The sequence below is a fragment of the Blautia sp. 1001283B150304_161114_C9 genome (genome assembly GCF_015668165.1).
GTDB lineage: Bacteria > Bacillota > Clostridia > Lachnospirales > Lachnospiraceae > Blautia_A > Blautia_A wexlerae.
The window spans coordinates 58,258-69,174 of sequence record NZ_JADPGO010000021.1; the positions used below are offsets into that span (position 1 = coordinate 58,258).

10 protein-coding genes are annotated in these 10,917 nt (G+C 40.7%); all 10 read right to left on the bottom strand.

All coding sequences use genetic code 11. The annotated features are described in order from the left end of the window. Nucleotides 1-90: 90 nt before the first annotated feature. Complete coding sequence (gene eno / locus I4V44_RS11640) at nt 91-1,395, bottom strand: phosphopyruvate hydratase (protein ID WP_420314624.1); 1,305 nt, start codon at nt 1,393-1,395, stop codon at nt 91-93. A gap of 411 nt (nt 1,396-1,806) precedes the next feature. Then, complete coding sequence (locus I4V44_RS11645) at nt 1,807-3,108, bottom strand: M56 family metallopeptidase (RefSeq protein WP_196002745.1); 1,302 nt, start codon at nt 3,106-3,108, stop codon at nt 1,807-1,809. A 13-nt stretch (nt 3,109-3,121) separates the two neighbouring features. Next, the gene (locus tag I4V44_RS11650; RefSeq protein WP_196002746.1) at nt 3,122-3,508 is read right to left on the bottom strand and encodes a hypothetical protein; all 387 of its coding nucleotides are present in this window, start codon (nt 3,506-3,508) and stop codon (nt 3,122-3,124) included. A 294-nt stretch (nt 3,509-3,802) separates the two neighbouring features. Then, on the bottom strand, nt 3,803-4,063 hold the full coding sequence (locus I4V44_RS11655; RefSeq protein ID WP_022380708.1) for a heavy-metal-associated domain-containing protein: 261 nt from the start codon (nt 4,061-4,063) through the stop codon (nt 3,803-3,805). Nucleotides 4,064-4,146: 83 nt separating this feature from the next. Beyond that, nucleotides 4,147-5,643 (bottom strand): FMN-binding protein, encoded by a 1,497-nt coding sequence (locus I4V44_RS11660; RefSeq protein WP_196002747.1) that lies wholly within the window; start codon nt 5,641-5,643, stop codon nt 4,147-4,149. Nucleotides 5,644-5,820: 177 nt separating this feature from the next. Continuing rightward, a complete protein-coding gene (locus I4V44_RS11665; RefSeq protein ID WP_196002748.1) occupies nt 5,821-7,710 on the bottom strand; it encodes a penicillin-binding Tp47 domain C-containing protein in 1,890 nt (629 codons plus the stop codon). 99 nt (nt 7,711-7,809) lie between these two features. Beyond that, nucleotides 7,810-8,844 carry an FAD:protein FMN transferase gene (locus I4V44_RS11670; RefSeq protein WP_196002749.1) on the bottom strand — a complete coding sequence of 345 codons (1,035 nt, stop codon included), beginning with the start codon at nt 8,842-8,844 and terminating at the stop codon, nt 7,810-7,812. A 131-nt stretch (nt 8,845-8,975) separates the two neighbouring features. Further along, a complete protein-coding gene (locus I4V44_RS11675; RefSeq protein ID WP_196002750.1) occupies nt 8,976-9,752 on the bottom strand; it encodes a 4Fe-4S binding protein in 777 nt (258 codons plus the stop codon). After that, a complete protein-coding gene (locus I4V44_RS11680; RefSeq protein ID WP_118759416.1) occupies nt 9,749-10,345 on the bottom strand; it encodes an FMN-binding protein in 597 nt (198 codons plus the stop codon). The genes I4V44_RS11675 and I4V44_RS11680 overlap by 4 nt, the downstream gene beginning before the upstream one ends. 212 nt (nt 10,346-10,557) lie before the next feature. Then, a complete protein-coding gene (locus I4V44_RS11685) occupies nt 10,558-10,737 on the bottom strand; it encodes a hypothetical protein (protein ID WP_118587669.1) in 180 nt (59 codons plus the stop codon). Nucleotides 10,738-10,917 lie beyond the last annotated feature (180 nt).

A 10,917-nucleotide genomic window follows, 5' to 3' on the forward strand; every position in this document is an offset into this window, starting at 1 on the left:
TAAACGATTCAGATGAGAAATGCATTTTGCATTTTACAGGTTTATTTTATTTATGGTATGTATTATTTACGCGGATTGCCATAGTTCTGTTTAGTCCTGTTTCACATTGAAAGCTTTCATTCCCGGATATACTGCGCTTGCGCCGAGTTCTTCTTCGATACGGAGAAGCTGGTTGTATTTTGCAACACGTTCGGATCTGCTTGGAGCTCCGGTCTTAATCTGGCAGGTGTTCAGTGCCACTGCAAGGTCTGCGATTGTTGTATCTGCTGTCTCGCCGGAACGATGAGAAGAAATTGCGGTGTAGCCTGCTTTGTGAGCCATTTTAATTGCTTCCAGTGTTTCAGATACGGAACCGATCTGGTTTAATTTAATCAGGATCGCATTACCTGCGCCAAGGCTGATACCTTTTGCAAGTCTCTCTGTATTTGTAACAAACAGGTCATCACCGACAAGCTGTACTTTGTCGCCAAGTCTTGCTGTAAGTTTCTGCCATCCTTCCCAGTCTTCTTCATCCAGACCGTCTTCGATGGAGATGATCGGATATTTCTCGCACAATTTAGCCCAGTGCTCAATGAGCTCTTCGGATGTATACTCTGTTCCTGCTTTTGGAAGTTTGTAGTATCCTTTGCCTTTTTCGCTCTTCCATTCAGAGGAAGCTGCGTCCATAGCAATCTTGAAGTCTTTACCTGGTTCATATCCGGCTTTCTTAACTGCTTCAAGAATTGTTTCGATTGCTTCTTCATCAGATTTCAGTGCAGGTGCGAAACCACCTTCATCACCTACTGATGTTGCAAGTCCGCGTTCTTTCAGGATAGAAGCAAGTGCGTGGAAGACTTCTGCACACCATCTTAAGCATTCTTTGAAGGAAGGTGCTCCAACTGGCATGATCATAAATTCCTGTACATCAAGACCGGATGATAATGCATGGCATCCGCCGTTTACGATGTTCATCATTGGTACAGGGAGGCGGTTTCCGGATACTCCGCCCAAGAAACGATACAGCGGAATTTCAAGAGAGGCAGACGCTGCTCTGCAGCATGCGATAGATACTGCAAGGATTGCATTTGCTCCAAGTTTGGATTTGTCTTTTGTTCCGTCTGCTGCGATCATAGCTGCATCTACTGCATAGATATCGCCTGCATCGAGACCTTCGATTGCCTCGTTGATTGTTGTGTTGATGTTCTCTACTGCTTTCTGCACACCTTTTCCAAGGTAACGAGCTTTATCTTCATCTCTTAATTCCAGAGCTTCGAATTCTCCTGTAGATGCACCGCTTGGAGCAGTTCCTCTTGCAACAGTGCCATCCATCAGATATACTTCTGCTTCTACTGTCGGGTTTCCTCTGGAATCCAGAACTTCTCTTCCAATTACTTTCTCAATTTCTAAGTACATGATAAATCCCCTTTCTGGTTTTGCATTTGGACCCCTGGTACACCGCAACTGGGATGTACCAAGTGGATCATATCTGAGGTACGGTTTTTCAGCAGAACCGTGATTTCAGCAAATACAGATCTGATCCAGTGTTCCGAAGGTTTCAGCAGGTCTTCGGATGGAGTTCAAATGATTTAATTCACGCGAGAGTTTACTGTATCTAACTCTATTGGTTAGTATATTCTAACTTTTGTGAAAATGCAAGAGGAAAATTTGAAAGATATTGAGAAAGTATTTCAGAAAAATTTGAAATTATATTTACGTTTAATATCTTTTGTTTGTGGATAGAAAAAGATATTAAAATAAAAAATCTTCAGATATCTAAAATTTTTCGTAATATCTGAAGATTCTTATACTATACAAACAAATATTTAATTAGTGAGGGCATGTTACATATGTAATAGTTTTATAGAGTTTAGCATTGGCTCGATAACCACATTTTTCACATTTCTGGCATGTATATAATTTAACAGTACATCCTCCAGATGCATTCTTAGCATGAGAATAAAAAGTGCCATCGACCATACTATGTGTACACAGTGCATAAGTATCTGTATCTTCTTGACACATTACTTGAACACCATCAGCTCCGATGAATATACTGTCGCATTGAGAAAAGTCAAGTGAATTTACAATCGTTTCATCATCCATATAAATATCTCCAAAATCATTTAATGAATCATCAGACATAAACTCTTCAAAGCTTTCATCAGATGATGGCGCAGGCGCATACGCCATTACCGTCCCGGCACTCGCCACAACTGTCAACGCCGACACTGCCACCATAATTCCTCTCTGTAACATCCCTTTTCTCTTTTCCTTCATCATGTAGTTGATCCTCCTTTTTAATGTTTTAAAATCCTTTCCTTCCTTATTGCTTTTATGTCCGGAAAGGTTATTTTTCCACACAGCTGGACGTATATCAGAAGTTGAAGCTTCTAATACCAGCAAACTTGCATAGTCATGACGTTTTTCTTTTGTACAGCCATCGACGGCTGCACTATCACTGACTATTTCTGCTGTATCTATGTAAAGGAAAAGTAAAAGATATGCCACCGGATTCATCCAATGTAAACACAGAACGAAAAGGCATAAAAGTTTTACTAAATTGTCATGATTTTTCAAATGTGTATGTTCATGCTTATATACCATAATAAAATCAGGATGCAGAGGAAAACTCTCTGGAAACACAATCTTCTGACGGAAAAATCCAATGGTACATGGACCACAGATCTCATCTGGAATCAGATAATAGGTGAGATTATCTTCTGGATTTTCAATCTTTTCAAAGATATAGTTCCGTATAGAATGTGCACCTCTCCAGTATTTAACAATCTCATAGATTGCAAAGATAATAATTCCTGTTAACCAGATTCTGGCAAATAGATTAAACCATTGAGGTATCCATATGTACTCACCCTGCTTTTCACTCCAGAAAGCCAGAGAACCTGACAGATAGGAATCAGCTTTTCTACCAATTAACATTGTTTCTGGAAGTGCATCTTTTGGAAGCAAATATTTAACCAACTGCACAGGTACCAGATAAAAGAACACACCTGTCAGTAGTAATCTTCTTCCAAGAATGTAATTATAATTTTCACGCTGAATCACATATAAAAGCAAACAAATCACAACAGGAATACTTCCTGAAATGGACATACAGACTAACAGTTCCATTTAAAACATCACATCATTTCTTCTTAATGTATTCTAATAAGAATTCTTTCTCTTCCTCTGTAAGGTTCTTATCAGAGATCAGAGCACTGACAAGGGTTTTCATATCAGAGACTGTATATCCTGATACGGATGGTTTTGAAATCTGTATAGATTTGACAGTTTCCGTCTCGCCCTTTTCTTTAGCAAATTTGTTTAATTTATCATACAGATAACTGTTTCTCAGTCCAAGGATAAACATAGTTCCCGGATAAAGTAAAGATACTGTTGCAGCACCGATCATATATAAGGTAAATTTATGTGTATCGTCTACAGGAGGTTTGCTCATAAAATTGATAAAGAAGCAAATACCGGAACATAAGGTAAATAAAATCCAGCAGACAAGTTCTATTTTTCTTTTCATTCTTTCATCTCCTGATTAATCAGGCAGATAGAGTCATTTGTCTCACCTGATTCGGTTAAGTAATTGTAAATTTCTGTCACTTCTTAACTACAAATAGTCTACCATGTTTTGTACAAATTAAGCAACTGATTTTTTGGAATTTTTCAGACTTTTTAACGCCATTATTCGAGATTTGTCGAGAAATCAACTTGTTGGCACAGAGAAAGCCAGGCAAAAACTGCAGTATAATCTGCAAAGTTTCTGCCTGGTTTTTTAATAGGTTTATGATTTAATGATATTTACTGAACATGTTCATTATTTATGAAAAAATGAAAACAAACCTTTCTTTTTTTCATAAGGTTGTGAACTGATACCTTTTACTTCATATCCTGTTGCGCTGATGGCTGTTTTTAGCTTTGCTTCGTCTACAGGTTTCTCTGAAATGATCACAGTTTCCCCTTTGCTGTGGGAAGAAGTAACTTTATCTACCTGAAAGACTTTTCTCACTGCATCGTTTACGTGAGATTCGCACATTCCGCACATCATACCGTCTACTTTTACAGTTGTTTTAATCATATTGTTGTCCTCCATTTTTATGTTATAAGTTAGAAAAAAGCTAACAGAACTTATAGCATATGATTTTTTCTCTTGCAATAATTTTATGCCAATGCCTGGACAAGAGCTTTCTGAATTGCTCCAAGGATTCCCTCTGAGGAATAAGTGGCGCCGCTTGCAGCATCAATTCCGTCTGCTGACTGATTTCCCATGATCTGCGGATAAATAGTTTCCCATGCATAATCAAAGTACTCCGGTGAATCACTGTTACTCTGTTCAATGGAAGCAATCTGACCGCCCTGAATCGTTACGGTTACATTTACTCTTCCACTGTATCCGTAGCTTGAGCCTGTATAAGTTCCGTCAATATATGGTCCTGTAGGTTCCGGCGTAGGCTCCGGAGTCTCTTCCGGTGTTGGTGTGGGAGCTGGTGTTTCCTCTGGCGTTGGAGTAGCTTCCGGAGTCGGAGTTTCTTCCGGTGTCGGGGTTGCCTCAGGAGTTGGCGTAACTGTTACTTCTGGTGTTGGAGTTGGTGTCACTTTTGTGGTGCCTTTTTCTGCCTGTTTCAGAATATCTTTCATTGCATTTATGATACCCTTTGAAGAGTAAGTTGCACCGCTGACAGTATCAATGCCATCGACAGACTGATTCTGAATGATTTCATTTTCCAGGATATCCCATGCTTTCTTAAAGAACACAGGGGTATCTGTATGCTCTGCTTCCAGAGACTTGATTACACCTTTTTTAATCTTAGCTGTCAGCGTAATTGTTCCACTGTATCCTTTTCCGGTTCCTGTATAGGTTCCGTCTTTGTAAATCTGCTCTTCTCCCGGCTCCTTTGTTGGAGAAGGTTTCTTAGTAGGTTTCGGTGATGGAGTGGGAGTTGGCGTAACAACTGCCTGGTTTCCTGACGGAATTGCCTGTGACAATGCATTCTGAACCGCAGTAATAATTCCGTTTGAAGAATAAGTGGCACCACTAACTGCATCTACATTCGGAGACTGGCTGGAAATAATTCTGCTGATCACACCCTGTGCATTTGCAAAATAGGAGGCTGTTTCATTTGATGCATCTACAATATTGATAGCTGCAATTTTATGGTCAGTGACAGTTACCTGAACAGTGATCGTTCCTCCGAAACCGGTGCCGGAGCCTGTATAGGTACCGTCTGTATATCCACCGGCGGGAACTTCTGTAGTCGGTGTGACTGTGCTTCCTGCACCACCCCCTGCTGTACCTCCATTTGCAGAGGAACCTGTAGATGAATTTTTCTTTGTTCCTGTTTTAATCTTACTTGTTTTCTTTGTCTTTTTTGATGTTTTTGAAATTGAGGTTCCATTGGTTTCAGAAGAGTCCTCTGAATCAAAATCCTTACCTGCAGTTCCGTGCGAAATCAATTCTTTAATCTCGCCGGTAGACATAATATTATTATCAGAAACCGATGCAGTTTCCACAGGACTTTTATTTGCCTGATAACAGGTTACACAGACTGCAGCAAAAACTGCTGCCGCAGGAATAAGCTTTAACCATGGACGGAAACTGTCCTGTTTTGGTTTCATTTCCGGAGTCTTATTATTTTTCTGCTCATTATTTTTGTCCATAGATTCCTCCTTCTTCAATAGTTTGTTTCAGGTAATCATATTCAAGTGATTACTGTAATAACTGTATAAAGGTTTACAGCTGAAAAGAAATCCTGCCCTTTCTGTGGGATACAGGATTTCTTTTCTCTTGTCTGCGAATCCGATTGCAAATATCCGCCCGGCTTCAGTCAGGTCAGATTATTTTACAGTTACTTTAACTGTTTTGGTTACACCATTGCATGTTACTGTGATTTTGGCAGTACCCTTTTTAATACCCTTAATTGTACCATTGGATGATACTGTAGCAATTTTCTTGTTGCCGGATTTGTATGTAACTTTTCCTGACGGAGCTGCTTTTGCTGTGATCTTAGTTGTTTTACCGACTTTTACAGATGCAGATGTTTTGTTCAGTGTAAGAGTTGGATTTTTAACTGTTACTTTGCAGGTTACCTTTACATCTCCGCATTTAGCTGTGATGACTGCACTACCTTTTGCTTTTGCAGTAACTTTACCGGTTGTTTTGTTTACGGCTGCAACTTTTGGGTTGCTGGAAGTAAATGTAACTTTTGGTGCATCTGCTCCTGTTACAGTTGCCTTCAGTGTAGTTGTTTTTCCTTTGTAAACAATGGCTGTTTTCTTGTTGAGAGTTACTGTTACCTTCGTATCTGCTTTAACAAGAGCCTCTACTGCTGCGTTCAGATGAGTTGTAGCTTCATCAACCTCTGCCTGAGTTGGCTTTTCTTTTGCAAGAAGATCCTTTGCTTCCTGAAGCTCTAACTGCATTGCCTTCCAGGAATCTGCTGTGTAATCTGCTTCTTTTAAGGCTTCTGCTTTTTCTACTGCTGCTTTTAATGCTGTTGTATCTGCTTCTCCTGCTTCCGGTTTTACGATGTTTGCATCTGTTGCATTAACTTCAAATACAGTATCTGCATATCCCATTGCATATACGGTGATTTTCCATTTGCCGGTTCCATCTGTTCCTTTTGGAAGCTGGCAGCGGTAGGAATCTGTCAGACCAAGCTGGATTCCCATTGCCTTGTGCATCCAGTTATCTGCTGCAAATTTTGTTCCGTAAGATGCCAGAACTTTATTACCATTTCCGTAGTAATCCCATTTTACAGCATACATTTTAGCACCAAGAGCACCATATCCGTCACCTGTAATATCTACTCTTAAGAATTCGCCGTAACTTCCACTTGCTTCTTTTACTGTTGCGGTAACATTGGTTGCTGTCTGGAGTGCCTGATCTTTAAGTCCGGAACCTGTACCGTTTGTTCTGGCCTTGAATGTGAATGTTCCATCGGAACCTTTTACAGCTTCTTTTAAGCCGTTTGTTTCAGCGGTAACATCAGCAACTGCACTATAGGACTGCAAATTGTTTTCTCCAAATCCTCCGGCAACTGTGCTTCCGTCTTCCACAACCTTGAACTGGGATTTGAAAGCTTCATAGTCTTCTGCTTTTACTGCGACAGGTACATATTTCAGGCCTACTACGTTATAATGGTCGAATTCTACAACACTTCCATCAGCTTTTGTAATCTGTCCTCTTTCAGGCTGATTCAGCTTTACAGTTGTTCCGTCTGTAAGAACTGCATCATTAGCTGAGGTCCAGTAGGAAATCTCATAAGAATCGCCGTTTTTGTCATACATGATTGCTTCACATTGGTAGCTTCCTCTGTGCAGGCCATGGTTTACAGTAGCTCTGGTTACTGTGTCGAAACCGCCTTTGTCAAGTTCATCATGGCTGTCTTTTGTTCCATTGGAAGCTGTGTTTGCAGCATTATAAACTCCCTCAGATGCCCAGTACTGTGCCCATGTCAGACCTGCATAGACATATTTGTAGCCTGTTTCTGCTGTTGCAGCGAATTCATCTTCTGCTGCTGCCTGATCGTCAACAAAAGGTGTTTCCTCATCGCCTGCAAAAGCATCAGCGGTGTCATCTGCTGCATCAAACTCATCTGTCTGTGCCTCAGTCTCCACAGCAGTATCAGATGTAAAATCCGCAGCCATAACCGGTAATCCTGAAACCATCATTGCTGCACTTAAAATTGCAGGAGCTGCCATTTTGATTAAATTTCCCTTGCGCATACCTTTAAATCCTCCTGAATATGAGTTAATAAATATATTTCCAAACTGTCCGGAAAACTGAAATTTTTGACAGTTCAGAGATCTTTATATAAGATAAACCTATTCACCGATGGAATAAGTATCTTTCAGTAATTGAAATCTTTCTTTCATGCCTTCCGTCATCCAGACATGATCAGAATCATCTACGAACAGTCCGTCTGCATTGTATTTCTTCAAAAGTTCTTCTGCCTTTTCTTTTCCCAGTACAAAGCATGCAGTGGAAAGTCCGTCTGCGTTCAGGCCGTCATCACACACAACCGTCACAGATGTGAGACCGCTTCTTGCAGGATATCCTGTAGCAGGATCTAGTATATGATGATATCGAACACCATCTTCTATAAAGTATTTTTCGTAATCTCCGGAAGTAGATAAAAATTCAGTACCATTCAGAGTAACTACTCCCAGGTAATCACCTTCTGTATCCCGCGGATCAGTGACAGCTACCTGCCAGGCAGAACCGTCAGGTTTGCTTCCATAGCTCATGACACTGCTGCCGCCGAGATTCAGGATCATACCGGATACATTTTTATCTGCATCAAGAATTTTCTTTGCTGCATCGCAGCCGATTCCCTTACCTGCAGCCCCCAGATCAAGGGTTACTTCCTCCGGCATGGTAACTTTATTTCCATCCAGAGTCACCTTGTCATATCCTACATTTTCAAGCAGGGAATTTAATTCATCATCTGAAGGAATGTGTGGGTCCTCTCCGTCAATGTCCCACAGGCGAATCACTCTTCCCATGGTAGGATCCATGGCTCCGTCAGAAGCTTTCGACAAATCCAGTACCTGTTTTAAACAGGTGGCAGTTTCATCAGATACCGTTGTTGTATTCCCGGCATTTTGATTGATCTGATATATCTGAGAACTTTCTTTTGTCCAGGAGATCCAGTTCTCTTCCACGTCTTTTAATGCAGAGATCACGTCTGCTGTGATATCCTCACCTGTTGTGTAAAGAGTCTCTGATACTACGGTGTCCATAGCAAAGTCTGTTTTGGTGTATGTGTTTATTTCAGAGTTTCCCCATGCAGTCCGGGATGTGCATAAAAGAGAGGCTGTAATGAAAAGTCCCAGTACAAAAGAGCGTCTGTTTGTCATATATTTTCTGATTCCTTATCCTCTTATTGTTGTTGTCAACTAACTCTATAGACTATATCACTGTATGGAGTGTATGTCTACCAATACAGTTAGTTCTTACTAATCATTTTTTCTCAATAAGTTAGCAGTTGCTAATTTTTATCAATAACAGTGCCTGTATGAATATTTTTCCTTGGGCAGACTGCAGTGCAGGCGTGACAGCAGATGCATTCCCCTGAATGTGCAGTATCACCGTCAATATCCAGGTGTGCCGGGCATCTCTTCTTACAGAGAGTGCACTTTGGCGCACAGTTTTGACGATTTCGTTTGAAAAGTGCTCCCGGTATAACTGGCATAATTGCAAATACTGCTCCCATAGGACAGAGAAACTGGCAGAAGAAACGCTCCTGTGTACACATTCCGACCATAATCAGGATCAGCAGAACTGTTCCCACAATGTAGGTAGATTTCGGCAGTCTGCCTGTTGTAAGCATGGAGAATACATCCCATGGACTCATTCCCTGTAATTTGGAATAGAATCCTGTTATGCAGGAAAGAAGCAGGAATGCAAGGAGTACATATTTTACTTTCTGTAATCTGTGCACCCATTCTTCCGGATATCCATGTTTTTTCTTTTTTCCAAAGCATTTCGCGCGGATAAACGCGGTAAGCTCATACAGAGCATCTCCCAACGAGCCAAACGCACAGGCATAACCGCAGAAATGACGTCCGAACAAAATAGTAATGATCAACAGTAATGCCGTAATATCCAGAAAAGAGTTCCAGGTTACGCTCTGCTGTCCTCCGATCGCAAGAAAGATAGTTTTGATTCCTGCAAATGCCGTAGAAAAAAGGGAGGGCGCTGCTATAAAAAATATAAGCTGTATGGCGGCACGGATCAGCCGTACCTTTCGTTGTTTCTTTTTCATGCGTTTTCCGCCTTTGATAATGCGTCATTTACTGCTTCTAAGATACCGGTAGAACTGAAAGTTGCTCCGGAAATGGTGTCAACATCTGTGCTCTGCTCGCTGATGATGCTGTTTATGACATTCTCGCCCTGTGACAGATAAGCACTGTCCTCACTCGGCGCACTGACTACACTGACTGCTGTAATAGTATCGTCTTCCAGTGTTACCTGGACTGTGATGGTTCCACCGTATCCGGTTCCTGAACCTTCAAAAGTACCGTTCTTATATACATTATCAGAATCATCGGCATCTTCAGAATCTGCCTGATCTGTATTTTCTTTATCCTCTGCAGAATCCTTTTCGAATTTATTATCAGCTTCTGAAGAGGCATCAGAAGAAGCATTACTTTCTGCTGCTGTTTTCTGTTCCTCATAAGTTTCCTTTAATGCTGTAAGGAGCTGTTCCTGCTGTTTCTCCAGACTCTCTGTTTTTGCAGTCAGGTCTGCAATATCCTGAGCCTGTTCTTTATCCTTTACTGTTCCGTTATAGAAAAATACCGCCATGATAATCAGCAAAAGTGCGATCAGACGCAGATAAAAGTTTTGATTATTCACGTTGTTTCCTCTCCTTCATTTTATTTTTGCCGGATATGATATCGGTTTTAAATGAAGCAAAACTTAATCATAACTAACTTTAAAAGTGTATCATTTTCGTATACAAAAATCTATATATAACAGATTCTGCTAATGTTGTTTTTTTCTCATTAAGATGACCCCGGAGCAAAATCCGAGGTCATTTATTGTGTGAATTATTTACCTGTTATCGTTTATTTTACTTTTACTGTAAATACTTTCTTAACACCGTTGCAGGTTACTTTGTATTCTCCGCAAGATGCAGCATCAATGGCAACGGTCTTTGTCTGGGCACCTTTCATTACTGAGAAAGAATAGCTGCCGTCTGCATTTACAGTAAGTTCTTTGTAATAAGACGGTGTTTCGCGTGACATGCTCCCGCCACTTAAATCTCACAGATTTTGAAGTGGGGGCTTCCTGCTCGATTACCCTTCAGGGCAAAGCTAAAACAGGCTATCCCCGCGTGTCCCGCGGTTCTTTTTTATCCGGTTACGGATCTTTTCTGTGCTATTATGCACATTTTTTATATATTCTTTTTCCTTCTTTCAGAATAT

Coding starts and splice junctions, on each gene's coding strand:
- I4V44_RS11685 (WP_118587669.1), bottom strand. CDS start 10,737: ATGTCACGCGAAACACCGTCTTATTACAAAGAACTTACTGTAAATGCA.
- I4V44_RS11650 (WP_196002746.1), bottom strand. CDS start 3,508: ATGAAAAGAAAAATAGAACTTGTCTGCTGGATTTTATTTACCTTATGT.
- I4V44_RS11645 (WP_196002745.1), bottom strand. CDS start 3,108: ATGGAACTGTTAGTCTGTATGTCCATTTCAGGAAGTATTCCTGTTGTG.
- I4V44_RS11660 (WP_196002747.1), bottom strand. CDS start 5,643: ATGGACAAAAATAATGAGCAGAAAAATAATAAGACTCCGGAAATGAAA.
- I4V44_RS11665 (WP_196002748.1), bottom strand. CDS start 7,710: ATGCGCAAGGGAAATTTAATCAAAATGGCAGCTCCTGCAATTTTAAGT.
- I4V44_RS11655 (WP_022380708.1), bottom strand. CDS start 4,063: ATGATTAAAACAACTGTAAAAGTAGACGGTATGATGTGCGGAATGTGC.
- I4V44_RS11670 (WP_196002749.1), bottom strand. CDS start 8,844: ATGACAAACAGACGCTCTTTTGTACTGGGACTTTTCATTACAGCCTCT.
- I4V44_RS11675 (WP_196002750.1), bottom strand. CDS start 9,752: ATGAAAAAGAAACAACGAAAGGTACGGCTGATCCGTGCCGCCATACAG.